This is a genomic window from Chloroflexota bacterium (assembly GCA_016235055.1).
GTDB lineage: Bacteria > Chloroflexota > Anaerolineae > JACRMK01 > JACRMK01 > JACRMK01.
In genome coordinates, this window is record JACRMK010000005.1 from 1 (window position 1) to 26,541 (window position 26,541).

Consider the following 26,541-nt stretch of genomic DNA (forward strand, 5'->3'; position numbering starts at 1 on the left):
GGCTACTTCACCGGCTCGTGCAACACGGCCCGCACGGCGCCGAAGGGTACTTGGAACGCCAACCTGAGCAGCGTCAGCCTGAGCGGTTACGCCACCGACTTGGCCAAGTCCACCAAGTCCCAGGCCTTCAAGCTCCAATAACGGAACGAATAACGCGATGAGCCGGTGAGTGCTAAACCTTGCACCACCGGCCGGCTCAACGGATTCACTGGATACGCGACTCACACCAATCTCGACTAAGGTGACTCCCATGTCATGGCGACCGAGCAGACTCACGAAAGAGCAGTTGGAAGAGCGGCGGCTGGCAGGCGCGCGGATGCTGCGCGACGGTTTGCGCCAGGCCGAGATCGCGCGGGAGCTTGGCGTCAGCGAAGCGGCCGTGAGCCAGTGGAAGCACGAACTGGCGCAAAACGGTACCGAGGCGCTACGAGCTATCCCGGCCACCGGACGGCCATGCAAGCTGGACACGCGGCAACGGCTCGAATTGAAGAGAGTCTTGCAGCAGGGGCCACGCGCGGCGGGTTTCGACGCCGAGCAATGGACGCAGCCGATGGTGCGGCAACTGGTCCAGCGGCGATTCGGTGTCTGGTATCACCCAAACTATGTCGGGCGATTGCTGGCCCAACTGGGCATGCTCGGCGATGAACTGCCGGCCGCTGACAGCCTGCCGGCGCCAATGACGATGCCGGAGCCGGTGCACGGCTTCGCCCCGGCCTCTTAAGGCAGATAACTGATCGGCGCGCAGGCGGCACAATCGGCAGTGCGATAACTGCGACCGCAGGGGTATTGTTTTTGAGCGGCTAAATCGCGATAATGGAATCATAACGGACGCGAAGACAGCCGGGTCGCTGCAAGGTGGACGCCTAGACCGGACCGAGCGAGTGGCGTAACCGGCCGTGCCTGCCGATGCAGTGCACGGCTTTGGTGTTCCTTAACAACCGCACAGGAAGGACAAGGAAGCGAAGACGCCGGGGCGCAATGAACTGGACGCCTAGACCCTGGCCGAGCGAGTGGCGTAACCGGCCGTGACGAGCGCGCAGCAGCGGCAGCCGTCGCGGCATTTTTATTGATCGGAATGGAACGCAGAAAACGGAAGCGATGAAACCGGACCCGCAGTAACTTGGACGCCTAGGGCCGGCGGAGCGAGTGGCGTAACCGACCGTGTGCGAGTCTTCGAGGACCGCCACGGTTTTTTGTTGCAGAGAAACCGCAGGCGGATCCTCCCACAATCCACACGGAGGATCGACATGGTTAAGCAGTTCAAGTTAGCGACGGGCGCGGCCCTGGCGTTTGTATTGACACTCATGCTGGCCGGCATGGTTTCGGCGGCGGCGCCGAATCCGACCTACGGGTCTGCCGTGGTCGATGGCAACCGTGGCGAATGGAATCTGACCAGCGACTTTTTCTCAAATATGTGCACGGCGTTCGACTGCAGCAAACCGACGACGGCGAAGCTGTACCTGCGCTACGATTGCTCGACGCAGACGATGTACGCGCTGGTGAAGGTGCAGCCGGGCAGCACGCTGGACTCCACGTCCACCAACGATGCATGGCTCGCGGTCAACACGATTAGCAACAAGGTGGTGTCCAAGTCGTCGGGCAACAACGGCACGCCGCCGGACTTCGCGTGGCTCTCGACGAACGACGGCTACGAAGCCTCGTTCTCGGCGGCTTCTTATGGCACGTCGTTCAACATCAAGGCGCATATCAATGTGAATGGCGGCAACACCAGCGGTACGCCGGGCTTTGTGTCGGTGAGCATCGCGTGCCCAAGCATCCGTGCTTCGACGACGCGCTCGGGCAACCTGGCGAACAATAACGTGGCGCCGGGGACGAAGATCAGCGACACGCTGTTCCTGACGGGTACGCTGGCTGCGCCGATCGCCGGCACGGTGCAGTTCTACTACTGCGCGGGCACACTGGTGACGCTGCCGAACTGCAACTCGGATCCGCTGACGGCGATTGGCAGCCCGGTCAACGTGACGGCGGGCACGAATGGCGGCCTGCAGGTTGCGAAGGCGAGCTCGGCTAACACCTCGTTCGGTGCGGGGTCGTACTGCTTCAAGGCGGTGTTCACGCCGGCGAGCGGCAGCCCGTATCCGAGTGTGTCGGAGACGAACCAACTGGATACCGGCGGGCGCGCGGAATGCATCCGTGTCTCGGGCGCGACGGCCGTGATGGTGTCGAGCTTCGAGGCGAGCAGCACGCCGGCGGCGCTGGATGGCGACCTGGCGCTGGCCGGCATGGGGCTGGCGGGCATGCTGGCGCTGGGTGGCGTGGCGCTGGCGGCCTGGCGCAAGCGCTAAGCCCGGCGCAGCACAAGCACAACGCGCAACAATCAAGACCCTGCGGGTTCTCAACCCGCAGGGTCTTTCTCTGGGTCCCGGCGAGTCGCCAGTATGCAGCTTGCTCGCATCAGCATCATGGCAATGACTACACAATCGTCTTTGGAATTGTATGAGGCTTAAAGCCGCAATTAAGCAATTTATGATTCCATGTCCAGTCGACGCATAACCTTGCGCTGCATGGTGACAATCTTGGCACCTTTGGGGTATTGCTTTTGCCTGCCACGATGTGGATAATGGTGTATGTAAACGGACGCGAAGACAGCCCGGGTCGCCGTGAGTTGGACGCCTAGACCGGGCCGAGCGAGTGGCGTAACCGGCCGTGCCGGCCAGTACAGCGCACGGCCTTGCGGTTCCTTAACAACCTGTCGACGCAGAAGATTTACGGATGCAATGAAACCCGGCGGGAAATCGTGGACGCCAAATAGCCGGGTGGAGCAAATGGCGTAACCGGCCGTGACGAGAGCAATGAAGGTAACGGCTCACGCCGCGGCGTTTTGTTGCAGGACACCCAATGTATGTACGGAAGCGATGAAACCGGACCCGCAGTAATCATGGACGCCTAGGGACGGTGGAGCTAGTGGCGTAACCGACCGTGTGCAGGTCTGACGAGGACCGCCACGGTTTTTTTGTTGCACAACCGTGAGCGGATCCTCCCACATCACCCCACACGGAGGATCAAAATGATAACGAAGTTCCGCAGGATTCGGCACTCGTTGGCGCTGGCGCTGTTTTTCACGATCATCATGGCCGGCGTGGCGTCGGCGACGTATTACGACTACGGCGATCTGCCGTCCAGTTTCTCGTCAGCCGACAAGAACGCCTATCACCGCTATGTTTCTACAAGCCCCAGTCTCAAGACGGGCGTGCGGCTCGGCGCCGGTTGGGACGGCGAATTGGGCAACAGCACGTCGAGTGATGCGACCGGCGACGACACGAATAGCGGGATGTACGGCGGCCCGGATGACGAAGATGGCGTGGTGATGACGCCGGGTTGGGTGTGGACGGCGGGCGGTCAGGGCAAGGTGAACCTCACAATCACCACGGACAGCAGCGAGAACGGCTGTCTCGCCGGCTGGGCGGACTGGAACAACAACAGCAGTTTTGCCGACTCGGGCGAGAATATCATTCCGAAGACGGCGGTGACGCCGGGCACGGCGACCTACGCGTTCTCCATTCCGGCTAATTGGTCGGGGTGGGCCATTTTTCGGTTCCGCGTGTACCGCCAGTCCGGCGGATCGTGCTCCAGCGTCACAGTGTCCACGAGCAACCAGGTAACGGGCGGCGAGGTGGAGGACTACAAGTTCTCGGTCCCGCTGCTGACGGCGACGACGACGCGCTCCGGTAACCTGAACAACAACAATATCACCCCGGGCACGAAGATCAGCGACACGGTGTACCTGACGGCGACCAACTCCAGCACGCCGATTGCCGGCGCCGTCCAGTTCTACTATTGCCAGGGCACAATCGTGACGCTGCCGAACTGCAGCACCGATCCGCTGACGGCGATCGGCAGCCCGGTGAGCGTCACGGCGGGCACGAACGGCGGCAAGCAGGTGGCGACGGCGAGTTCGGCTAATGTATCATTCGGCTCCGGGTCGTACTGCTTCAAGGCGGTTTTCACACCGGCCGGCGGCAGTCCGTATCCGAGCGCATCGGAGACAAACCAGTTGGACACGGGCGGGCGCGCAGAATGCATCCGTGTCTCAGGCGCGACGGCGGTTACGGTGTCGAGTTTTGAGGCGAGCAGCACGCTGGCGCTGGCGACAGATGGCACGCTGGCCGGCCTCGGGCTGGCGGGAGTGCTGGCGCTGGGTGGCGTGGCGCTGCTGGTGTGGCGCAAGCGTTAAGCACGACGCAGTACGAACACAACACGACACAATCAGACCCTGCGGGTTCTCAACCCGCAGGGTCTTTTTTGTTTGGGTATACCACAAACATGCCGGGATCGCATGGACAGTCAGACCGTCATTCCGGCACGTCGTTGTCCGCTGGCCTTCATCCTGTGCGGCGGGGCGTATGCCCCGCCGCACAGGACATCGCCAGCGGACGGTGAACGATCAGTGGCGGGAAGCCACTGACCACTGCCGGAATCCACTCAAACCGAGCGCCGCAAAAGCATAAGATTCCGGCTGGAATGGATGCCGGCTAATACGGTTTCAAATTGAAAATGTCCCCATGTGCATGTCGCATGAGCACACGGCACGCCGCCAAATTCTGCCCTCCCCCCAGCCCCCTCCCAGCAAAGCTGGGAGGGGGCGCAAGTCAGTGGGGATTGGCGCGGCGGCGTAGCCGGGGGATGAGGGGGCGGCAGTTGCACTTGCGCAATCGCTATGAGGACATGGCCAAGTTTAAATAGTATAACTACTTGCCGGCATGACGATCTGCTGCATCTCCGACCGTTTGGCGCTATACCCTTTTGGTTTTCCCCTGTTTCCATGATTTTCGCCTGTCTTGTATCATGAATTTTAATGCTGCGGAATCCCGTACGAGAGAGGGGAGCATGACGGAACTTGTGGTACCGCGTGATGCGGCCCGGCGCTATATTCTGGGGCGGCAGGGGCTCTGGCCCGGCCGCCGCTGGCGTGGCAAGGCCGGCATCGAGTCGGCGGTATATTACGCCGAGTCAGTCCAGGTCGACCCGCTCAATGTGGCGGGCCGCAGCCACGACATCGCGCTGTGGGGCCGGGTGATCGACTATGCGCCGCCCTTGCTCGACGATCTGCTCTACCAGGAGCGGCGGCTGTTTGAGTACGGCGGCCTCTTCCGCATCTACCCGATCGCGGAACTGCCGTACTGGCGGACGGCGATGCGCCGCGCACAGGAAGCCGGGCGCTACTATGAGCGCGCCGGCGGCGAGTCGGTTCTGCGCCGTGTGCGCGCGGAACTGCGGCGGCGCGGCCCGCTCGGCAGCCGCGACTTTGACGACGCGGGGCAGGCGCGGGTAGTCAGCTACCGCGCCCGCAACCAGACCGGCCACGCGCTGTATCACCTCTGGATGGCCGGCGAACTGTTGATCCATCACCGCGAGCGCAATGCGCGCGTGTACGGCTTTCGGCGCGAACTGGCGCCGCCGGAGCTCAACCGGGCCGCGCGCCCCGCGGAGAGCGAGCATTACTTCGGGCGCAAGGCGCTGGCGATGTGCGGTTGGTGCCGGATCACTGAATGGCGCGGGCTGATGTCGTACTTCCTCCATCACCGCTACACCCGCGCCGACGCGGCGGGCTGGTTGTCGCGTGCCGTGAAATCAGGCGACGTGGCTGTGGTGCGCGTGGCCGGCGAGAAGGAGCCGCACTACCTGCTGGCCGACGACCTGCCAACGCTGTCCATCCTCGCCGACGGGCAAACACCGGCCGGCTGGAAACCGCTGGATACCACGACGAGCGAGGAGGCGGTCTTCATTGCGCCACTGGATGTTGTGGGCGGCATCAAGCACAGTTGGCGCATGTTCGACTTTGAGTACAAGTGGGAGGTGTACACGCCGGTGCAGCGGCGCCGCTGGGGTTACTACGTGCTGCCGGTGCTGTGGGGCGACCGGCTCGTGGCGCGTTTCGACGTCAAGCTCGATCGCGCCAGCGGCACGCTGGCGCTGCCCGGCTTCTGGCCGGAGGAGCCGTCCATCGCGCGCAATGCCGACTTTGCCGATGCGTTCGGCCGGGGACTGGCCCGCTTTGCGCGATTCTGCGGCGCGCAATCGCTGGATCTGGCGGGCGTCAACCCGCCGGCCCTGCGACGGCGGGTGCAGCAGTTGAGCGGTATGTAAGACTGTCTCGAAATGAGCATGTCCCCAGGGGGTTGATACAATACTCGGTGACACAACGTAGATCTCTGCCCTCCCCCCGACCCCCTCCCAGCTTTGCTGGGAGGGGGCGTGAGGTAAAGGGGATTGGCGCGGCGGCAAAGCCGCCGCGCCAATCCCCATAGCTTTTCCCCTTCTCCCCCGCACGCGGGGGAGAAGGGGCCAGGGGATGAAGGGGTAAAACCCTGCGCTCTCGTGATAAGTATGACGACATAGTCAAACCGAAAGAGTATAGGGCGTTGCCGGGCGTCCGGCAGACGTCCGCCAGACCGGAGCGGCGCTCCCGCTGCTCCCAGAGAGGGAGGTTATCTGTGCCACCATTTCCCAAACCGGATTTTCCCTTCGAGTATGACCTGTCTGCGGAGGTGAAGCGCCTGCTGGCGCACAAGCTGAAGCGAGGCATCCCGAAGCGCGAGCCGGGCAAATTGCTGGTCGCCACGTGGAACATCGCCAATCTGGGCGCGCAGGCGCGCCGCGACCAGGACAAGGCGCTCATCGCGCAGATCATCGCATGGTTCGATCTGGTCGCCGTGCAGGAGTGCCGCGAGAACTATGGCGACTTGTACGACATCCAGCGCCACCTGCCGAAGAGCTATCGCGTCGTGATGTCGGACGCGTCCGGCAACGACGAGCGCATGACGTTCCTGTACGACAGCCGCAAGCTCAAATTGCTGGAGGAGATCGGCGAGATTGCGCTGCCGCCGGCGGAATACCGGCACGTCAAGCTGCCCGGCGTGGCCGAGGAGTTCAAAGGGTTCGACCGCACACCGTTCCTGGCCTCGTTTGCGGCGGGCCACACCTCGTTCACGCTCGTCAACGTGCACCTGTATTTTGGCGACGAGCAGTCCGCCTCAGTGGGGCGGCGCGCGCTGGAGACGTTCGCCGTGGCGCGCTGGGCCGACCAGCGCGCGCGCAGCGAGTTCTCGTTCACGCGCGAGTTGATGGCGATGGGCGATTTCAACATGCCGCGCAGTAACCCCGGCGACCCAATCTTCGACGCACTGACCCGCTTCGGGCTGGAACTGCCGGATCACTCGACGCAGATCGCGTCGAGCATCATGTCGGATGCGAACTACGATCAGGTCGCCTTCCTGCCCGCCACGACGCGCGACCTGTTCACCGGGAAGAAGGGCGTGTTCGACTTCGACAACGCGCTCTTCCCGGCGCTGTGGGCCGGGGGCGCCAACGCCGAGAAATTCAAGGCGTACCTGCGCTACTATATCTCCGATCACCGGCCGATGTGGGTGCAGGTCAACGCGGCGTGAAACAAAAACACCGCACAGGTCGACAAACCTGTGCGGTGTTTGGTTTCTGCACCGGGGCTGGTTACGCTTTGGCGCCGCAATTGGGACAGAACTTCGCCCCGCCGAGATCGGCGCCGCAGTTCTTGCACTTGGCTGGTGCCGGCGCAGCGGCCTCGATCTTGTTGCCGCAGTTTGGGCAGAATTTCGCGCCATGCGTGTCGGCCCCGCACTTGGAGCACTTGACGGCCGCCGGCTGAATCATCTCCGTACCGCAGTTGGGGCAGAACTTGGTGCCGGGCGCCGCCAGCGTGCCATCCTTTGGGCACTTGGCGACCGAGGCGGACGCCTGCCTGGCAGCCTGCGCCGCCTGATCAAGCGCATCAGTCAAGCCGAACGCCGATGCGAAGCCCTTGACCATTCGCCCGGCCTGCGAGGCCTGTGCTTCGGCGATTTCATCGCGCCGGGGCGAATCCTCCGTGCAGAAGCCGGCCTTCGGATCCCAGTCGGACTGGCAGACGATCTGATGGCATGTGGGGCATTCGTGAAAGACGTCGGCGACCTGCTTGTAAGCGGCCGCCAGTTGCTGTGGGGTCAGCGTGGTTGTGTAGCGCGGGTCCTGCCCGGCAACGCCGTCGGCGATCGCGCCGCCCACGAGCGGGATGTTGCGCAGGAAGCCGCGCGCGGCCTGCCGCCCGATGTCGGTGGCAATGGTGTTGCCCACGTCGGGCTGGCTGCGGTATTCGCGGTTGCACTTGTCGCAGTAAAAGACGGCATACGGACCAACGCCATCGTTGCGCACATCATAGCGGGGCATTCGGTCTGCCATGGTCATACGCTCCCGGATGGAATGCCCGGGCGGCTGCGCCCGGAGGTCTGGTTCGTACTCAGTTTACACCCCGCACTGCGCGCCGTCAACGCCGGCCCGTCATGCCGGCGTGTAGTTATACTGTTTCAAATTGAAATGTCCCCATGTGCATGTCGCATGAGCATACGGCACACCGCCAAATTCTGCCCTCCCCCCAGCCCCCTCCCAGCTTCGCTGGGAGGGGGAGCAAGTCTCCGGGGAGGTGCGCGGCGGCGTAGCCGCCGCGCACCTCCCCGTTAGTTTTCCCCTTCTCCCCCGCGCGGGTGAGAAGGGGCCAGGGGATGAGGGGGCGGCACTTGCGCAATCGCCATGAGGACATGGCCAAGTTGAAATAGTATTAGCCGGCATCCACGCCAACTGCGGACTCGCATCCCGTTCGAGTGGATTCCGGCGCTGGTCGGCGGCTTCGCGTCGCCGACCGTTAAGCGTCCGCCGGCATGAAGCCGGCGGATAACGAAACGTGCCGGAATGACGGGCAGGGAGGCCGCAGCGAGCCGCTTGCCTTCTGACAGGCTTTCGTCAAACCCGCGTGCCCTATGAAAAAGGCGGCATCCAAACGGATGCCGCCTCGGTGCTTGCCTGGTGAACTGTGCTACGCGAACAGCGCCTCGAACTCCTTGCGGTCGAGCGTTTCCTTCTCGATCAGTACGTTGGCCAACTGCGCCAGCTTCTCGCGATACTGTGTCAGGATGCCGGTCGCGCGGTGGTACGCCTCGTCAATCAGCCGGCGCACCTCATGATCGATCTCGCGCGCAACTTCCTCGCCGTAGTTGCGCGTCTCGCTGATCTCGCGTCCGAGGAAGATCAACTCTTCCTTGTCGCCGAAGGTCTGCGGTCCCAGCTTCTCGCTCATGCCCCACTGCGTGACCATCGAGCGCGCCAGATTGGTGGCCTTCTCCAGATCGTCGGCCGCGCCGGTGGTGACGTCTTCGAAGACCAGTTCCTCGGCGGCGCGCCCGGCCAGGATCACGCTCAGGTCGGTCTCGAACTTCACCTTGCGGTGCAGCGCGGTATCGTGCTCCGGAATGGACATGACATAGCCGAGCGCCATGCCGCGCGCGACGATCGAGACTTTCTGCACCGGGTCGGCCAGCGGGGACATGCGCCGCACCAGGGCGTGGCCCGCCTCGTGGTGCGCGATGATTCGCTTCTCCTTCTCGTTAATGATCCGGCTCTTGCGCTCCGGGCCGGCGATGATCTTCTCGATCGACTCCTGGAACTCGCTCATGCCGATCGCCTTCAGGTTGCGGCGCGCCGCGAGGATGGCGGCCTCGTTGAGCAGGTTCTCGATATCCGCGCCGGTGAAGCCGGGCGTAACCTTGGCGATCGTCTCCAATTCCACATCGGCCGCCAGCGGCTTGCCCTTTGCATGCACACGCAGGATCTCGGTGCGGCCCTTGGCGTCCGGCCGGTCGAGGATCACGCGGCGGTCAAAACGGCCGGGGCGCAGCAGCGCCGGGTCCAGGATGTCCGGCCGGTTGGTCGCCGCGATCACGATCACGTTGGTGTCCGTGTCGAAGCCGTCCATCTCGACCAGAATCTGGTTGAGCGTCTGCTCGCGCTCGTCGTGCGAGCCGCCGAGGCCGGCGCCGCGATGGCGCCCGACCGCGTCGATCTCGTCGACGAACACGATGCAGGGCGCGTTGCGCTTGGCCTGGTCGAACAGGTCGCGCACGCGGCTGGCGCCGACGCCGACGAACATTTCGACGAACTCGGAGCCGGAGATGCTGAAGAACGGCACGCCGGCCTCGCCGGCCACGGCGCGCGCCATCAGCGTCTTGCCCGTGCCGGGCGGCCCCACCATCAGCACGCCGCGCGGTATGCGCGCGCCCAGGTTGGCAAACTTGGCCGGCTCCTTGAGAAACTCCACAACCTCTTGCAACTCCTGCTTGGCCTCTTCCACGCCGGCCACGTCCGCAAATGTCACGGTCGGCTTGTCGCCGGTCTGCAGGCGCGCGCGCGAGCGGCCGAACGACATCGCCTGGCTGTTGCCGCTCTGCGCCTGGCGCAGCATGAAGAACAGCAGCCCGCCGAAGATGACCAGCGGCAGGAGCGTGCCGAGCAGCGTAACCAGCACGCTGAACTGGCTCGGTTTCTCAATCTGGATGTCCACCTTCGCCATCTGCTCCGGTGTGACATCAAAGTTCTTGAGCGTCTCGATCAGGCTGACGCCATCCTCTTTGCGCGAGGTCAGCGGCGCGCCGCTGCGCCGCACCACGCGCAACTGGCTGTCCGAGACGATGATCTGCTGGGCATTGCCGGCCTTGATCTCGTCGGCCACGGCGCTCAGCGGCGCGGCGGTGGCGCGCGGGTCCGTGCCGGGAACCAACTGCGACAGCACGATCAGCCCCAGCACCAGGATAAAGGCCAGCAACAGGCCGTTTCGAATCATCCGCGAATTGATCACAAAGACTGCCTCCCATCGCGCGCAGCGCGCACGCTCACTCCGGACATGTCCCGACAATCAATGATAGCATGAGAGCCAAGGGCGGTCAAAAGTTCCATCGCAATTCCGAATCATGGTATAATCCCAATATCGCCGGCGCGCGGCATCGCGCTCCGCATTTCGTTGTCTGTATGGAGTACGCTGGATGCTTCCCATTCCCGATCCGTTCCTGTTTAGCAACCTGTTTGGCGTCATCAATGTGCGCTGGTACGGCGTCGTCATCGTGCTGGGCGCGCTGGCCGGCGCGTGGCTGTCTTCGAAGGAAGCGGCGCGGCGCGGCGAGAACCCCAGCGCCGTCTGGGACGCGCTCTTCATCGCGCTGATCCTGGGCCTGCTGGGCGCCCGGCTGTACCACGTGGTCTCGTCGCCGGCCGCCGGCGTCGTCACGTTCCAGTACTACCTCGACAACCCGTGGATCAACGTGTCGCTGGCCGGCCTGACCTTCCCGTTCCCGCGCGTGCTGGCGATCTGGGAAGGCGGCCTCGGCATCTTCGGCGGCATCCTCGGCGGCCTGCTCGGCGTGCTGCTCTTCGTGCGCTGGAACAAGCTGAACCCGCTGCGCTGGCTGGATATCGGCGCGGTCGGCCTGTTGCTCGGCCAGGCGATTGGGCGCTGGGGCAACTACTTCAACCAGGAGCTGTACGGCAACCCGACCACGGCGCCGTGGGGCATTCCGATTGATGAGGCGCACCGCCTGCCGCAGTTCCAGGCGCTCTCCGACCTGACGCTGTTCCACCCGACGTTCCTGTACGAGTCGCTGCTCTGTCTGGTCGGCGTCGGCGCGCTGCTGTTCATCGGCCGCCGCTGGCGAGACCAGTTGCTCGACGGCGACCTCGCGTCGATCTACCTGATCATCTACGCGTTGATTCGCTTCTTCACCGAGTTCCAGCGGCCCGACGCCTGGCTGTTTGCCGGCGTGCCGGTGGCGCAGATTGTATCGTCGGTCTTGCTGGTTGGCGCGCTGGCCGTGATGGTCATTCGCCGCCAGGTCTTGCATCAGCAGCCGGTGCCGCAGCCCGCCGAGTCCGAACCGGTCATCGAAGCTCCCGTCTCCTCATCGCCGGTCCGGCGCAAACGCCGTTCGAAGCCCCGTCAATAATACGCAGTTCCGGCCCGGAGCGCATTGTATAGCTGCGCTCCGGGTTTTGCTTTACATGGACCTTCGCGAATTACGCCCACGAGGTCGCCGCCCGCTGGAGGAATATCTCCTCTTCGCATTGATGGGCGTGCTGTCGTGCGGCGCGCTGGCGTTCTGCGCCGGTGTGCTGGCACTCGGCTCGCTCGACCAGTGGGCCGCGCTCGGCGCTTCTGACACGCCGCTCCCCACCCGCATAGTGAACCGCTCGGTTGCCGCCGGCGCGCCCACGCCGGTGCCGACCTGGACGCCGACACTGTCGCCTGCCGCGCCAGCACCGACCATCGTGCCTGGCGCCGCCGCGTCGCTGCCAAGCGGCCCGACGCCCACGCCGACGCGCACGCGCGTGCCGGCCGGCACCTACCGCGTGCAGCCGGGCGACACGCTGCTCGGCATCGCCTATCGCGCCGGTCTGACGCTCGACGATCTGTTGGCCGCCAACCCCAACATCTCCGATCCCAACCGGCTGTCAATCAACCAGGTCATCCGCATTCCGGAAGGGGGCAGCGTGCCGGTGGGCCCGCCCGCCGCGCGGCCGGTGCCGGTGGTGTTGTCGGTCAAGGGCAGCAACATCAATTACCCGCAGACCGGGTCGCCGGGCGGCTACGTGCCTTTGGGCGCGATGTCGGTCAGCGAGGCGCATACAGTCAACGGCAAGCGCTACCCGGCCGGCAGCTTCGAGTATTTGCACGGCCAACTGCATATCCCGTTCCCGCTGCCGATTATCGCCAAATCGCAGGTGACATTGCCGCCGCCGGTTGGCGCGGGGTTATGCCCGCTGACCGGCCTGCCGCTGGCGACGACCGACGCACTGCAGCGGCGGCCGCTGAATGCACGCATTGACAACGCGCCGGCCGCGCGCCCGCAATCCGGGCTGTCCGACGCCGATATCATCTACGAATCGCTGGCCGAAGGCGGCATCACCCGCTTCACGGCGATCTTCCTCTGCTCCCCCAACGACGCCGATATCGGTCCGATCCGCAGCGCGCGACTGATCGACCTGCAACTGGCGCCGATGTACAAAGCGATCCTCGTGCACGTCGGCGCGTCGGCGCCGGTGCTCGACTTGATCTACGCGTCGGAAGTCGGCGAGGCCGACTTCGATCCGGTATTCCACGCGACGCCAGGCTTCGGGCGCATTAGCACACGCGAGGCGCCGCACAACGTGTACTCCAGTATCGGTGCGCTCTGGTCGATCGCTGCCAAACGCGGGCTGACCGGCCCGGTCGACCTGCAAGGGGCGTCGTTCAGCAACACGCCGCCGGTCGGCGGCGCGCCCGGCGCCAGCGTCTCGGTGCCGTATAACTACGCGGTGACCAACGTCGGCTACACCTACGACAACGGCAGCTACATCAAGACGATCGGCGGCGACCCGCATATCGACGCGAACACCGGCAAGGCGCTCCGTTTCGCCAATGTGATCATCCTGTACGCGCAGACTACCTACAGCGATGCGCTTGAAGACGGTGTGTCGTCACGTTCGCTGTATTACAGCGTGCAGGGCGCCGGGCGCGCGATCATCCTGCGCGACGGCGCGTCGTATCAGGCGGTGTGGCACCACGAGGGTCGGAACATCGTGTTCCATTACACGGATGACGCGGGCCGCGTCATTCCGCTCAAGCCGGGCAAGACGATGATCAACATCGTGCCGCTGGAGCTTGGCGTGGCGATACAGTAGACAGAAGTCAGAAGCCAGAACGCAGAAGCGGTGAACAGTGAACGGTCAACGGTGAACAGCAAGCCTCGCTGACCGTTCGCTATTGTTCTGTCCGGTTCTCGCCGTTCACTGCTTACCGTTCACGGTTCATTGTGTTGCCACGGGCGGCAGGCTCTTGAGGTAGGCGTACACGGCGCCCAGTTCATCGTCATCCAGGCGGCTGAACAGCCGCCACGGCATGATGTCGTTCAGTTGGTGACCGCCCGGGTCCTTCCCGGTGCGTATCGTGGCGAAGAACTGGTCGCGCGTCCAGCCTTGCACGACACGCAAGCTGGGGCCGGGAGGTGATGTGGGGTCCGTGCCGCCCGTGAGGTCCTTGCCGTGGCATGTACGGCAGTCTTCATAGTCAACCACATATTTCCCGTACTCGACCGAAGCGGCTCGCGCGGGTGCGACGATCGCGCTGGTCGCGGGCTGCTCAAGCTGTATGACGCCGGCGCCCAGCAGGATGGCCGCCAGCACATTTGGATCGTCCGCTGGGTCGGGCGTCTGGCCGCCCGCAGGGGGCTGACTGCGCAGATAGGCGATGATAGCCAGTTTGTCGTCTTCGCTGAGATAGCGCACCCCATTGGTCGACATGACCGCCAGTGGATGGCCGTACTTGTCGATGCCCTCACGGAGCCCGCGCATGATCTCGCCGTCGGACCAGTCTTTGAGCGGGCCGGCCGGCGTGAGGTTGACGGACACAAAATGACCGAGCGGCAGCGGCGAATCCGCCCCAATGTCGCGCCCGCCAGTCAACGGCAGTTCATCGTTCGGCGAGTGGCAGCCGACACACAGGCTGTTCGCCAGGTGCTGCCCGCGGGCGATCTGCTCCGGCGTGCCTGCCACCTTGATATTGGGAACCGGGCTGCCGCCAGGGCTATAGAACTGAATCATGCCCTTGACTCCGGCGACGCTCAGCAGCGTCAGCAACAGGCCGAGCAGACCGAACAGCGCGACACCCGGCCATTTGACGTACGCATGGCGCGCACGCCAGGCCCGGCGGGCCAGCCAGAACAGCAGGACAGCTACGGCAATCAGTACGAGCAATGCGAACCCATTGGCAATCACGTTTCACCCTCCCTGATGAAATATGAGTGACTATGCAACGCGCCAAGTATTCTGATGTCATGCGCTCCCGCGATCGAGGGGCGAGAATTGGCAGAATTATAGCGCAAGATTACGGAGAGGGGTCAAACGAGGTCGCGGTTTTGCCACTCACCGTTCACCGGACTATGCGCGGCGCCCGCCCGAACAGATCACCCGCACCGATGCGCACGTCAGCACGCTTGCCCCACACACCCGCGATCGTTTCTCCGCAATGGGCACATGTCCCGGTATCGGTCACAGCGTACTCCAGCAGCGTATAGCCTAGGCGTCCGATGACGCGCTTGTGGCAGCGGGGGCACCAGGTATGCTCATATTCGCCGACGCGGCCCGGCAGATTACCCGCGTAGACGTAGTGCAAACCGGCCGCGCGCCCGATCTCGGCGGCGCGTATCAAATCGGCGGCCTGCGTGTTGTCCGGTTCCTGCATGTGGTAGTCGGCGTGGAAGGCGGTGACGTGCCACGGCATGTCTGGTGACACGCCGGCGATGAACTGCGCCGCCTCGCGCAGTTCGGCATCCGAGTCGTTGAACCCCGGCACCACCAGCGTCACTATCTCCACCCACAGCCCGGCCGCATGGGACATGCGGATGCCGTCCAGCACGACCTGCAAGCGCCCGCCCAACTGCCGATAATGTTTGTCCCGCATCGATTTCAGATCGATCTTGTAACCGGTCAGGAGCGGACGCAGGAACGCCAGCACCTCGGGCGTCAGGTTGCCGTTCGAGACGTAGGCGCAGGCCAGCCCCGCGCGCTTGGCCAATCCGAAGACCTCGGCGGACCATTCCGACGTGATCAGCGGCTCATTGTACGACGAGGCGACCACGCGCGCGCCGTGCTGCCTACCCAGTTCCACGATGCGCTCGGCCGTCACCGGGGTATAGCCGCCATCGGCGGCATCGTCGCGCAGCACCTGCGACGTTTCCCAGTTCTGGCAGTAGGCGCAGCGAAAGTCGCAGCCGAGCATGCCGAAGGTCAGCGTGTCGGAGCCGGGATAGAGGTGGAAGAACGGCTTCTTCTCGGTGGGATCGCACTGCAGCGCGGCCACGTAGCCCCACGGCACGCGCAGATGGCCGTCCTCATTGAAGCGCACCTTGCAGACACCGCGCCGGCCCGGTTTGATGGTGCAGCGGTGGCCGCAGGCGAAGCACTCGAGCGTGCCCACCGCGTCGAGCGGGCGGCAGAGCGTGCCCTCGTGGGTCAGGTCATCGATGGGCGTGCGCGTAAAAATCCTAATCGCGCTCATGGTGCGCCTCCATCTGATACAACGGCGTAGGGGCGAAGCATCGGCGGATGATTGCCAGGATGAACACGCCCGCGCCGATGTTTCGCCCCTACTATTCGCGGAAGAACTTCATGACCTTCGCGCGCTCGGCCTCGCTGGCCAGCACCTCGACGAAATTGATGCGGCTCCACGGATAGAGGAACTTCTCAGTCTCAATATCGACGTTGCTCAGGCGGCTGCCGTCCCGCCGCCGGATGTTGGAGACGGTCAGGTACATGTCGGTCGGCTTGGGCATGTCGTCCATTTCGGCCAGCAGCGGATCTTCATTGGGGATGTGCAGGATGACGGTATAGGCCAAAGCATTGCTCCGTTCTACCAGGATGTCGTGACGGCGATCGAGCCGAACTGGTGCGTATCGCTTAGCTGGATCACCTGCGGGCGGCCCGGCGCACGGCGCATCGGGGTCGGCGCGACCGATCAGCCGTGCGACGACCAACGGCCCTTCGATTTCCACCCGTCCGGCGTGTGCATAGTGACGCGCAAAGGCAGCGTGACGCCGACCACCGCGCCGCTCATGCCGGATCGATTTGCAGCCGGAGGGTGACCTTGCCGAACTGGAGCTCGTCGCCGCTGCGAACTTCGTGCGGCACGCTGGCGGTCAGGCGGCGGCCCGACACGAACGTGCCGTTCAGGCTGTTCAGGTCCTCCAGCAGCACGCGTCCCTGGCCGCGCACGAAGCGCGCATGGCGGCGCGACACGCCGCGATCGGCGCCGTTGAGCTGGTTGAGGTCGATGTCAGGACGCGTGTCCGCGGTGGCGTCCTGCCGGCCGACGGTCAACTCCTGGATCAGCACACACTCGAACTGGCGCGTCTGATCGGACGGCGACAGGAGCGTGATGCGCACGCCGTTCTCCCCCGCCGGCACGTGCGCCTGCGGGTTGGCGCCGCCCAGGCGGTTGCCGCACTCGTCGCAGAACAGCGTGTTGGGCGGGTGGCTGGCTCCGCAGGCGTTACACTGAATCATGGCTGTTGCGGGTCGGGCGGATCCGGCGGGATCGAATGGGTCAGGCCGCGCGTGCCGAAGCGGATGCGCATGCGGCCCTCGGCCGACAGGCGCCCGTTGCGGGACAACTCGCCCGCTTCCAGCAGGGCGGCGCGCGCCAGCTCAACCTCGCCGAAATTCATCAGATGGGTGGCCAGGCTCTTCAGCCGCGCGGTGGCGCGCACGGCGTCGCCGCGCTCGGCGTCGGCGATCGCTTTCTCCTGCACCTTGAAGAGCGCCAGGCGCGCCATCAGTTCTTCAATCTCGTGCGGGACGGCGGGCACGACGGCCTCGGTCGTCACCTGCACGCTGACGTCGGCATCCACCTGGTCGCGCTCGCCGCGGGCGCGGGCCGCGCCGACTGCATCGCTGGTGATACGCAGGCGCAGCGCGCGCAGCGCGGGCGCATGGGCGGCTTCGGCGGCGACCAGCGTCTCGATCATGACGCGAATGGGGCGGGTGGAATCCAGCGGCCCGAGGCGCACCATGGTGTCGGTCGGCGCGCAGCGCGCGATGTCCGGCGTGAGCCGGAAGATCGACTGGATTTTGACGGATGCGTGCGCGTTGACGGTCAACTGCACATCGCGGGCCACCATGCCGGTCAGGTCGGCAAAGCGCTGCTGGAAGATCTCCGGCAGTTTGGCGGGGGACGATACGAGGGTGCAGTAGCCGCCGCTGCGCGAGGCCATCTCCTCAAGCAGCGTGTCGTTCCACTCGGTGCCCAGGCCGAACAGAGTCAACCCGATCTTTTCGCCGGCCGCCAGCGTGGCGGCTTCGAGGCAGCCGGCTTCGTCGCCATAGGTGTTGCCATCGGTCAACAGGATGATGTGGTCCGCCGTGCGCGCGTCGCGCCATTGCTGCACCTGGGCCAAGCCTGCTTTGAGGCCGTGCAGCAGCTCCGTGCCGCCGCTGGCGTGGATGGCCCGCACGCGCTCGCGCGCCAGGCTGCGCGTTGCCGAGCGGTCGCCGTCGATCACCACATGGGCGCGGTCGCTGAAGGCCACCACCGACACGGTATCCTCCGGCGACAACTGGTCGATGACGTAGATGGCCGCCTGCTGGGCGTGCTGCAGCCGCTCGCCGTCCATCGACAGGCTGTGGTCGAGCACGAAGCAGAGGTTGATCGGCGGGCGGGCCGGGAGGTTGGCGGCGCTCTGAATCTCGACCAGCACGCACAGCGACTGGGGTTCGGGGATAGCGGGCAGCGCCGCCGCGCTGGTCAGCACGCGCAGGCCGAGCCGCGCTGCGGGGCGTGCCTGATCGGGCAGCGCGGCATCGTACAGCGCGCGGCGGCGCGCGTCGTTGAGCGTCTCGTACGCTTCTTGCAGCGCCTGGAACTGTTTGGTGGCGTCGGCGCGATCGCTGGTGTCGGGGTGGACCGCTTTGACGTGCTGCCGGTAGGCGCGCCGGATCTGGTCGTCCGTGGCGTCGCGCGACACACCGAGTATATCGTAGTAAGTCGCTGGTTCGGCCATCGGGTATCCGGCTCGTGGAATCAGGAGCGCATGACGATTACGGCGGTGATGTTGTCCGGGCCGCCGCCCTGGTTGGCCCGATCAATCAGGCTCTGGCAGGCGGTCTGCGGGTCATCCGACTCGCGCAGGATGCGCTCCAGGTCGCCAGGCTCGACGTGGCCCCAGAGGCCGTCGGAGCAGATCAGCAGCCGGCTGCCGGGCGGGAACGGCTCAAACTCAAAGTCCACTTCCAGGTCGTCGGCCTGGCCCACGGCGCGCAGCAGGAAGTTGCGGCGCGGATCGACGGCCGCCTCTTCCGGCGTGGCCTGGCCCATCTCGACGAGCCGCGCCACGAACGAGTGATCGCGCGTGGCCTGTGTGACGACGCCGTCGCGGCAGATATAGGCGCGGCTGTCGCCGACATGGGCGATGGCGAGCATGTCCTCGATCGCCAGCGCGGCCGTCAGGGTGGTGCCCGAACCGGGCAGTTCGTTGCGCACGCGGTCGTGCGCCGCCAGCACGGCGCTCTGCATGGCGTCGCCCAGCGGCCCGCCGGCGGGCTGCCCGTTCATGGCGGGCGCGACCAGGCGGCGCATCAATTCATCGAGCACCGTGCGCGCCGCCGTCTGGCTGGCGAGCTCGCCGCGATCATGGCCGCCCATGCCGTCCGCGACGATGAACGCGCCGATCGATTGGCGGCGGTTGTCCTGCTCGAAATCGACGACCAGCGTGACCAGCGCATCCTCGTTGATCTCGCGCTGACAGCCCAGGTCGCTCAGGGAGCCGATGCGCGCCCACGGGCGGCGCAGCGGTTCCGGGGGGGCGACCGGCGCGGTGCCGCTGCCCACGACGGCGGGGCCGTCTATGCCCTGAATATCGTCCATCGTGATGGTTTCCTTCTTGGCGCGATTGAACAGGAAATCAAACATGAGATCCGTCGCTGGCGTCCGGCGGGTTCAGGCCGGTAACGCATATACAAAGTGATCAGCGCTGGCGATGTACACACGCCCGTCACTGACCACGGGCGATGACATCACCATGCCGCCGGTGCGGTGCACCCAGCGCGGGCGGCCGGTGCGCCGCTCCAGCGCGTGCACGCGCCCATCCTCGCTGCCGAAGTAGACACTGTCGGCGGTCACGGCCGGCGACGAGGCGATCTGCCCGCCGACCGTGGCCTTCCACTGCTGGCGGCCGCTGTGCGTGTCAAGCGCATACACGTTGCCGTCCGCCGAGCCGATGTAGACCTTGTCATCCAGAATGGCGGGCGATGAGACGACCGCGCCCTCGGTGCGTACCCGCCAGATCGACCAGCCGGAGCGGCCGTCCACCGCATGCACGGCCTGGTCGCCCGCGCCAAAAAATACCAGGCCGTCGGCGTGGGCGGGCGATGAGATGACGAAGCGCCCGGCGTTGTACTTCCAGCGCTGGCGCCCGTCACGCGTCTGAAGCGCATACAGGTTGCCATCGTCGCAGCCGATATAGACGGTCTCGCCCACGACGAGCGCGCTGGAGCGTACGCTGGCCATCGCCTGAAAGCGCCAGAGTAGCGTCTGTTGCTTCGTGCTGACGGCGTACACGGCGCCGTCATCCGAGCCGATGATTACCGCGTCGCCGGCCAGGCGCGGCGACGAGCGAATCGGTCCTTTGGTGCGCATCCGCCAGAGCACCTGCCCATTAGCCGGGTGCAGCGCGTACAGCGTCTGGTCTTCGGAGCCGAGATAGATCGCGTCGGCGGTCGGGAGCGGCGTGGACGAGATGCCCGCTTCGGTCGGGTATTTCCAGATGAACTTGCCGGTCGCCGCGTCGAGCGCGTACAGGTTGTGATCGTAGCAGCCGATATACAGCACGCCGCCTTCGATGCGCGGCGAGGAGCGAATCTCGTCCTCGCACGCGAACTTCCAGACCGGCTTGGCGTCGCTCGCGCCGGAGACGGCGGCGCTGCGCGTCGCACCGGGCGCATAGGACGACGAGGCGCCGGCGGCCGGGGCGTCGCCGCCCGCGCCGGACGCTGCACGCAGCAGGCGGGCGAACTCGCGCGCGCTGGGCGGGCGGTCATCCGGTTCGTAAGCCAGCGCTTTCATCACGACCGCTTCGAGCTGCGTGCTCACGGCCGCATTGGCGCTCTTAAGCGGGCGCTCGACGAATGTGAAAGGCGGCTCCAGGCGCGGGTCGCGCCCGGACAGCAGGTGGTGCATCGTCGCGCCCAGCGCGTAGATGTCGCCGCGCGGTTCGGCCACGCCGCGATACTGCTCCGGCGGCGCATAGCCTTCCGTGCCGATCATGGTGCCGCGCACGCCGGACTGAAACAGGCGCGCGATGCCGAAATCGATCAGCACGATCTGGTTCAGCCGCGTGAGCATGATATTGGACGGCTTCACGTCGCGGAAGATGACCGGCGGCTCGTGCTCGTGAAGGAACGCGAGCACATCGGCCACCTGCAGGCACCAGTTCACGACGTCGCCCGGCGGCTGCGGCTCGCGCGTGCGCGCCCAGTACTGCTCCAGGTCCACGCCGTCGATGAACTCCAGCACCAGAAAGCTCTTGCTGTCCTGGCTGAAGAAATCGTATACCTTGGGGATGGCCGGGTGGGTGATGCTGGCGAGCAGGTTGGCTTCGCGCGTGAAGTTGTCGAGGTTAAGGCGGCGGGTCTCGGAGTCGGTGGCGGCGTTGACCATCTCCTTCACGGCGCAATGGCGCTCCGTCTCGCCGAAGCGCAGGTCGCGCGCCAGATATACCGTGCTCATACCGCCCGCGCCCAGCTTGCGTTCCAGTTGGTAGCGGTTCTGCAGCACCGTGCGGACGGCTGCGGGTTGACGCGAAATCGGGTTAGTGGACACGGGGCGCGCCCAGCGCACAAACTTCAACCATATCCACGATTATAGCAGAGGGGCGCACGACCGCAAGTTATGTGCGAAAACGCTTGGGAAACTCAGCTATTCTGTGTCCATGCTACCCGGCGAGCAGGCTGCGCGCGAACGCACCGGCGACAGCCGGGGCGTCCCCGGCCGGGGCATGCTCAATGGCGTCCACGAGTGCGCTGCCGACGACGGCGCCGTCCGCGATCTGGGCGATCTGCCGGACGTGCGCGGCCTGCGAGACGCCGAAGCCGATGGCGATCGGCAGGTTGCTGTACGCGCGGATGCGCTGCACCAGCGCCGAGGCGTCCCCGGACAGGTCGCGCCGCGCGCCGGTGATGCCGACGACCGACACGCCGTAGATGAAGCCGCCGGCGTCGCGGGCCATGGCGGCGATGCGCTCGTCGTCGCTGGTCGGGGCGATCAGCGGGATCAGGTCGAGGCCGGCGTTCCGGCAGGCGGCCAGCAGTTCGCCCGCTTCTTCGTGCGGCAGGTCGGGCACGATCAGCCCGTCGACGCCGGCTGCGGCGCACGCCTGCGCGTACGCGGCGACGCCGAAGCGCATGATCGGGTTATAGTAACCCATGAAGACGATCGGCGTCGCCGGGTAGCGCGCGCGGATGCGCTGCGCCACGGTCAGCGCGTCGCGAGGGGTGGTGCCGTTCAGCAGCGCCTGGTAGGTGGCGCGCTGGATGACCGGGCCGTCCGCCAGCGGATCTGAGAACGGGACGCCGAGTTCCAGCATGCTGGCGCCGGCGTCGATCAGCGCGGCAGCAATCTCCACGGTGGTCGGCAGATCGGGCTGGCCGACGACGATGTACGGCACCAGCGCGCACTGGCCGGCGGCGCGCAGGCGGGCGAAAGTCGATTCGATACGGGACATGACGGTGTTCTCCGGGCGGGTTATGCTGTGTCGAAATGAACGTGTCTTCAAGAGATTGCTTCGAGAGCTGTTGACATGACGAGAATTTCTGCCCTCCCCCCGACCCCCTCCCAGCTTTGCTGGGAGGGGGCGAGAGTTAAAGGGGATTGTCGCGGCGGCTTCAGCCGCCGCGACAATCCCCAACAGTTTTTCCCCTGCTCCCCCGCATGCGGAGGAGCAGGGGCCAGGGGATGAGGGGGCAGGCCCAACATTCGCGAAACAACCATGAGGACACTGTCAATGTGAAACAGGTTTAGGCCATGTGTAAAGCGTGACGCACCGAGTCAAGGTCTTTGTCGCCGCGCCCCGACAGGTTGACCAGGATGATGCGGTCGCGGCCGAGCGTCGGCGCCAGCTTGATCGCTTCGGCGACGGCGTGCGACGATTCCAGCGCCGGGATGATGCCCTCCAGCCTGCACAGTGCCTGGAAGGCGGACAGCGCCTCGCTGTCCGTCGCGTACGTGTAGTGCGCCCGCTCGCTCTCGAACAGCCTGGCGTGCTCCGGCCCGACAGACGGGTAGTCGAGCCCGGCGCTGATCGAGTGCGTGGCGCGGATCTGGCCGTGCTCATCCTGCAAGACGAACGAACGCGTGCCGTGCAGCACGCCGGGCGCGGGCTCGGCGAAGCGGGCGGCGTGCCGGCCGCTCTGGATGCCCTCGCCGCCGGCTTCGACGCCGCGCAGTTCGACCGCATCGTCGCCGACAAAGCCGCTGAAGACGCCAATCGAGTTGGAGCCGCCGCCGACGCACGCAACGACGACGTCGGGCAGACGCTTGGCCTGCTCCAGCATCTGGATGCGCGCTTCGCGCCCGATCACCGACTGGAAGTCGCGCACCATCATTGGGTAGGGGTGCGGGCCGAGCACGGAGCCGAGCAGATAGTGCGTCGTGCGGACGTTGGTCACCCAGTCGCGCAGCGCCTCGTTGATGGCGTCCTTGAGTGTGCGGCTGCCCGCGTCGACCGGCACAACCTGTGCGCCGAGCAGTCGCATGCGCGCGACGTTAGGCGCCTGCCGCGTCATGTCGTCGGTGCCCATATAGACGATGCATTCGAAACCGAGCAGCGCGGAGACGGTGGCCGAGGCGACGCCGTGCTGTCCGGCGCCGGTCTCAGCCACGATGCGCCGTTTGCCCATCCGCTCTGACAGCAGCGCCTGGCCGAGCGCGTTGTTGATCTTGTGCGCGCCGGTGTGCGCCAGGTCTTCGCGCTTGAGGTAGATCTGTGCGCCGCCCAGGTGGGCCGACAGCCGCTCGGCGTGGTACAGCGGCGTCGGGCGGCCAACGTAGTTGCGCAGCAGCGCGGCAAACCGCGTATAGAACGCCGGGTCGCGCGATGCCTCGGCATAGGCGCGTTCCAACTCGGCCAGCGCCGGCATCAGCGTCTCCGGCACGAACTGGCCGCCGAAGCGCCCGAAATAGCCGCGCGCCGGCTTCTCCAGCGCGGCGACCGCTTCCGCAAGTGTCGAATAAATGGTCTGTGTCATACAGCCTCACTCAAAGAGAAATCCCAAATCTCAACTTCCAAATCCCAATCAGGCGGCGCGTGCGGCCGCGATGAAGGCGCGCATTTTGGCTGCGTCCTTCAGCCCCGGCGCGCGCTCGACGCCGCTGGCCGTATCGACGCCCCACGGGCGCACCGCCAGCACGGCGGCGGAGACGTTGTCTGCGCTTAGCCCGCCGGCCAGCAGGATCGGGAAGCGCGCGGCCAGTGCGCGCGCCAGCGCCCAGTCGCCGGTCTGCCCGGTGCCGCCGTACAGGCTCGGGTGCGATGCGTCGATCAGGTAGGCCGGCTCAACCCGACTGTCGTCCGGCGCCGCTTGCGCGTTGATCCAAGTCTCCGCCTCGGCGAGGCTCGCCGGGCGCAGTGCTTTGAACGCTGCCGGTCCCGCCGCGCGCACGGTCTCCGGCGTTTCGTCGCCGTGCAGTTGCGCGCGGTCAAGCCCGCATTGCGCGAGCGTCGCGCGCACGCGCTCCGGCGTTTCGTTGACGAAGACGCCGACAGCCAGAAATGCGCGCCCGGCAAACTCCGTGCGCAGGCGAGCGATGATACTGGCGGCGGACTCGGGCGCGACGCAGCGCGGGCTCGGCGGGTAGAAGTTGAAACCGAGCAGGTCGGCGCCGGCATCGAGCGCGGCGCGCGCATCGTCGAGCCGTGTCAGACCGCAGATCTTGACGCGCATCATGTTCCGCCAATCAGCGCATGCACCTGCGCGGCGACGCTCTCCGCGAGGATGAGCGACTCGCCGACGAGTATGGCGCGCGCGCCGGCGCGCTGTAAGCGTTCCACGTCCGTGCGCGAGTGAATGCCGCTCTCGCCGACGATGATGCAATCGGGCGGGATCAGCGGCGCAAGCGCCTCGGTCGTCGCCAGATCGGTGCGGAAGGTGCGCAGGTCGCGGTTGTTGATGCCGATCAGCGCGGGCCGCAGCGGCAGCACACGCCGCAACTCGCCCACGTCGTGCACCTCGACCAGCGCAGCCATTCCGAGCGACACCGCCAGCGCATAGAACGCAGTCATCTGCGTATCCGTCAGGATCGCCGCAATCAAGAGGATGGCATCGGCGCCCGCTGCGCGCGTCTCGAAAATCTGCGCCTCGTCGACGATGAACTCTTTGCGGAGGATCGGCAGATCAACGGCCTGCCGTACTGCGCGCAGATCGTCGAGCGTGCCTGCGAAGAACTGTTCGTCGGTCAGCACGGAGACGCAGGCTGCGCCGGAGACCGCATACGCGCGCGCCGTCTTGGCCGCATCGAGGTTGGCGCGGAACACGCCTTTGGACGGCGACTTGCGCTTGACCTCGGCGATCAGGCACACGCGCCCGAACGGATCGCGCAGTGCGCCGGCAAAGTCTCGCGAGCGCGGCGCGACCGCGGCGGCGGCCTGCAACTGCGCCAGCGTGGCGCGCGCGCGCAAGGCAGCTACTTCAATCCGCTTCTGCGCCACAATTTCGTCGAGAATCAACAGAGAACTCCCAACTCCCAAGCCCCAAATCCCAAGACCATATTCCAATTTTTAAGCCCCGGCGGCGCAGCACTGTGCGAAAGCGGCTCCTGAGCCTTGATACCTGACACCTGATGCCTGACACCTGATACCTGACACCTGACACCTGACACCTGATCCCTGACCCCCGATCCCCGATCCCTGATCCCCGATCCCCGTTCTACGCCGGTTTCGGAAATTGCGCGGTAAATACGATCAGCGCGTCGAGCTTCTGCAAGGCACGGCCGGAGTCGAGCGAGTCGGCGGCGATGATCAGCCCAGCGCGCAGATCAGGCGCGGCACTGGCGGCCGTCAAGGCGGCGGCGGCGTTCAGCAACACGGTGTCGCGGCGCGGGCCGCGCTCGCCGCCGAGAATGCGGCGCGTGATCACGGCGTTCTCCTCGGGTGTGCCGCCGCGCAGGTCGTCGAGCGTGGCGCGCGGCAGCCCCAGCTCCTGCGGGTCGAGCTCGAACTCGCTTAACTGCTCGCCGCGAAATGCCGTGACGTGGTTCGGGCCGATGGTGCTCAACTCGTCGAGCCCGCCCGCGCCGTGCACGACATACGCGGCCTGCCCGCCCAGCCGCTGCAAGACCTCGGCCATCGTTCGCGTCAGGCGCGGATCGTACACGCCGACCAACTGGATCTGCGCGCCGGCCGGGTTGGCCAGCGGTCCCAGGATGTTGAAGACGGTGCGGATGCCCATCTCGCGGCGCGGACCGATGGCGTGGCGCATGGCCGGGTGCAGGTTGGACGCGAAGAGGAAGCCGATGCCGACCTCGTCGATGCAGCGCGCGATCTGCTCCGGCGCCAGTGTGATATTCACGCCGAGCGCGTTCAAGACGTCGGCGGCGCCCGCCTTGGATGACACCGCGCGGTTGCCGTGCTTGGCGACGGCGAGCCCCGCGCCTGCGACGACGAACGATGCCGTCGTGGAGATGTTGTAGGTGTGCGCGCCATCGCCGCCGGTGCCGACCACATCGACCAGCGGCGAGGTATGCGGGCGCACGTGAATCGCGTTGGCGCGCATCGAGCGCACGCAGCCGGCGATCTCCTCGGCCGTCTCGCCTTTGATGCGCAGCGCCGTCAGAAACGAGCCGATCTGCGCCGGCGTCGCCTCGCCCGTCATGATCTCGTTCATCACCGACTCGGTCTCGTCGGCCGACAGGTGCTTGCCGGTTACCAGATGTCCAATCGCTTCGCGTATCATGTTGCGTCCTCGCCCTGCGGCCGGCTGCGTGCCGCGCCGCGAACAAAAAACCTCTCGCCCGACCGGGACGAGAGGTTATTCGTGGTGCCACCCTGATTTGCCGGCGCACATAGCGCGCCAGCCTTGGTTCCCGGATAACGGCGGGATTCCGTTTCGGATAGTTGCCCCGCAGGGGCTTTCACCGTCTGGCTCGCGGGTCCATTGGCTGCCCGTCAC

23 protein-coding genes and 5 riboswitches are annotated in these 26,541 nt (G+C 65.8%); of the genes, 9 read left to right on the plus strand and 14 right to left on the minus strand.

Annotated elements, in window-relative coordinates; translation table 11 throughout:
• The 6 genes from HZB53_00955 to HZB53_00980 form a co-directional block, all read left to right on the plus strand.
• Positions 1-141: hypothetical protein (locus tag HZB53_00955; protein MBI5876191.1), on the plus strand; the 141-nt coding region annotated here is incomplete at its 5' end.
• A 109-nt stretch (positions 142-250) separates the two neighbouring features.
• A complete protein-coding gene (locus HZB53_00960) occupies positions 251-721 on the plus strand; it encodes a transposase (protein ID MBI5876192.1) in 471 nt (156 codons plus the stop codon).
• A 225-nt stretch (positions 722-946) separates the two neighbouring features.
• Positions 947-1,034: riboswitch (cyclic di-GMP riboswitch) on the plus strand.
• Positions 1,035-1,082: 48 nt separating this feature from the next.
• A riboswitch (cyclic di-GMP riboswitch) is annotated at positions 1,083-1,170 on the plus strand.
• Between the two features lie 77 nt (positions 1,171-1,247).
• Positions 1,248-2,306, plus strand: coding sequence for a hypothetical protein (locus HZB53_00965; GenBank protein MBI5876193.1), 1,059 nt, complete (start codon positions 1,248-1,250; stop codon positions 2,304-2,306).
• A gap of 281 nt (positions 2,307-2,587) precedes the next feature.
• Positions 2,588-2,674, plus strand: a riboswitch (cyclic di-GMP riboswitch).
• Positions 2,675-2,722: 48 nt separating this feature from the next.
• A riboswitch (cyclic di-GMP riboswitch) is annotated at positions 2,723-2,808 on the plus strand.
• 52 nt (positions 2,809-2,860) lie between these two features.
• A riboswitch (cyclic di-GMP riboswitch) is annotated at positions 2,861-2,947 on the plus strand.
• A gap of 81 nt (positions 2,948-3,028) precedes the next feature.
• On the plus strand, positions 3,029-4,195 hold the full coding sequence (locus HZB53_00970; GenBank protein ID MBI5876194.1) for a hypothetical protein: 1,167 nt from the start codon (positions 3,029-3,031) through the stop codon (positions 4,193-4,195).
• Positions 4,196-4,848: 653 nt separating this feature from the next.
• On the plus strand, positions 4,849-6,108 hold the full coding sequence (locus HZB53_00975) for a winged helix DNA-binding domain-containing protein (protein MBI5876195.1): 1,260 nt from the start codon (positions 4,849-4,851) through the stop codon (positions 6,106-6,108).
• A 347-nt stretch (positions 6,109-6,455) separates the two neighbouring features.
• Complete coding sequence (locus HZB53_00980; GenBank protein MBI5876196.1) at positions 6,456-7,409, plus strand: endonuclease/exonuclease/phosphatase family protein; 954 nt, start codon at positions 6,456-6,458, stop codon at positions 7,407-7,409.
• A 61-nt stretch (positions 7,410-7,470) separates the two neighbouring features.
• On the opposite strand, the gene HZB53_00985 is transcribed toward HZB53_00980, so the two are convergent.
• Both HZB53_00985 and ftsH read right to left on the minus strand, forming a co-directional pair.
• Entirely contained in the window at positions 7,471-8,214 is a 744-nt protein-coding gene (locus HZB53_00985) for a zinc-ribbon domain-containing protein (GenBank protein ID MBI5876197.1), read from the minus strand.
• Positions 8,215-8,845: 631 nt separating this feature from the next.
• Positions 8,846-10,645 (minus strand): ATP-dependent zinc metalloprotease FtsH, encoded by a 1,800-nt coding sequence (gene ftsH, locus HZB53_00990; protein ID MBI5876198.1) that lies wholly within the window; start codon positions 10,643-10,645, stop codon positions 8,846-8,848.
• Positions 10,646-10,844: 199 nt separating this feature from the next.
• Between ftsH and lgt the strand changes: the two genes are divergently transcribed.
• Together lgt and HZB53_01000 are read left to right on the plus strand one after the other, a co-directional pair.
• Positions 10,845-11,798 carry a prolipoprotein diacylglyceryl transferase gene (gene lgt, locus HZB53_00995; protein ID MBI5876199.1) on the plus strand — a complete coding sequence of 318 codons (954 nt, stop codon included), beginning with the start codon at positions 10,845-10,847 and terminating at the stop codon, positions 11,796-11,798.
• A 55-nt stretch (positions 11,799-11,853) separates the two neighbouring features.
• The gene (locus tag HZB53_01000) at positions 11,854-13,512 is read left to right on the plus strand and encodes a DUF3048 domain-containing protein (protein ID MBI5876200.1); all 1,659 of its coding nucleotides are present in this window, start codon (positions 11,854-11,856) and stop codon (positions 13,510-13,512) included.
• Positions 13,513-13,638: 126 nt separating this feature from the next.
• On the opposite strand, the gene HZB53_01005 is transcribed toward HZB53_01000, so the two are convergent.
• The 3 genes from HZB53_01005 to HZB53_01015 form a co-directional block, all read right to left on the minus strand.
• The gene (locus HZB53_01005; GenBank protein ID MBI5876201.1) at positions 13,639-14,604 is read right to left on the minus strand and encodes a cytochrome c; all 966 of its coding nucleotides are present in this window, start codon (positions 14,602-14,604) and stop codon (positions 13,639-13,641) included.
• A gap of 154 nt (positions 14,605-14,758) precedes the next feature.
• A complete protein-coding gene (gene amrS, locus HZB53_01010; protein ID MBI5876202.1) occupies positions 14,759-15,886 on the minus strand; it encodes an AmmeMemoRadiSam system radical SAM enzyme in 1,128 nt (375 codons plus the stop codon).
• 91 nt (positions 15,887-15,977) lie between these two features.
• Positions 15,978-16,169, minus strand: coding sequence for a hypothetical protein (locus tag HZB53_01015; GenBank protein ID MBI5876203.1), 192 nt, complete (start codon positions 16,167-16,169; stop codon positions 15,978-15,980).
• 81 nt (positions 16,170-16,250) lie between these two features.
• Between HZB53_01015 and HZB53_01020 the strand changes: the two genes are divergently transcribed.
• Positions 16,251-16,469, plus strand: coding sequence for a hypothetical protein (locus HZB53_01020; protein ID MBI5876204.1), 219 nt, complete (start codon positions 16,251-16,253; stop codon positions 16,467-16,469).
• Here the strand turns inward: HZB53_01020 and HZB53_01025 are convergent.
• From HZB53_01025 to trpD, 9 genes are all read right to left on the minus strand, one after another.
• Complete coding sequence (locus HZB53_01025) at positions 16,438-16,890, minus strand: FHA domain-containing protein (protein ID MBI5876205.1); 453 nt, start codon at positions 16,888-16,890, stop codon at positions 16,438-16,440. The two genes, HZB53_01020 and HZB53_01025, sit on opposite strands and share 32 nt — an antisense overlap.
• A complete protein-coding gene (locus HZB53_01030) occupies positions 16,887-18,383 on the minus strand; it encodes a VWA domain-containing protein (GenBank protein MBI5876206.1) in 1,497 nt (498 codons plus the stop codon). Before HZB53_01030 ends, HZB53_01025 begins: the two co-directional genes overlap by 4 nt.
• Positions 18,384-18,403: 20 nt before the next feature.
• Positions 18,404-19,291 (minus strand): serine/threonine-protein phosphatase, encoded by an 888-nt coding sequence (locus HZB53_01035; GenBank protein ID MBI5876207.1) that lies wholly within the window; start codon positions 19,289-19,291, stop codon positions 18,404-18,406.
• 27 nt (positions 19,292-19,318) lie between these two features.
• Positions 19,319-21,199 carry a PQQ-binding-like beta-propeller repeat protein gene (locus HZB53_01040; GenBank protein ID MBI5876208.1) on the minus strand — a complete coding sequence of 627 codons (1,881 nt, stop codon included), beginning with the start codon at positions 21,197-21,199 and terminating at the stop codon, positions 19,319-19,321.
• A gap of 112 nt (positions 21,200-21,311) precedes the next feature.
• Positions 21,312-22,100, minus strand: coding sequence for a tryptophan synthase subunit alpha (locus HZB53_01045; protein ID MBI5876209.1), 789 nt, complete (start codon positions 22,098-22,100; stop codon positions 21,312-21,314).
• A gap of 292 nt (positions 22,101-22,392) precedes the next feature.
• A complete protein-coding gene (gene trpB, locus HZB53_01050; GenBank protein ID MBI5876210.1) occupies positions 22,393-23,622 on the minus strand; it encodes a tryptophan synthase subunit beta in 1,230 nt (409 codons plus the stop codon).
• Between the two features lie 48 nt (positions 23,623-23,670).
• Complete coding sequence (locus HZB53_01055) at positions 23,671-24,321, minus strand: phosphoribosylanthranilate isomerase (GenBank protein ID MBI5876211.1); 651 nt, start codon at positions 24,319-24,321, stop codon at positions 23,671-23,673.
• The gene (gene trpC, locus HZB53_01060; GenBank protein ID MBI5876212.1) at positions 24,318-25,103 is read right to left on the minus strand and encodes an indole-3-glycerol phosphate synthase TrpC; all 786 of its coding nucleotides are present in this window, start codon (positions 25,101-25,103) and stop codon (positions 24,318-24,320) included. Before trpC ends, HZB53_01055 begins: the two co-directional genes overlap by 4 nt.
• Before the next feature lie 196 nt (positions 25,104-25,299).
• Entirely contained in the window at positions 25,300-26,325 is a 1,026-nt protein-coding gene (gene trpD / locus HZB53_01065; protein MBI5876213.1) for an anthranilate phosphoribosyltransferase, read from the minus strand.
• Between the last annotated feature and the right edge of the window lie 216 nt (positions 26,326-26,541).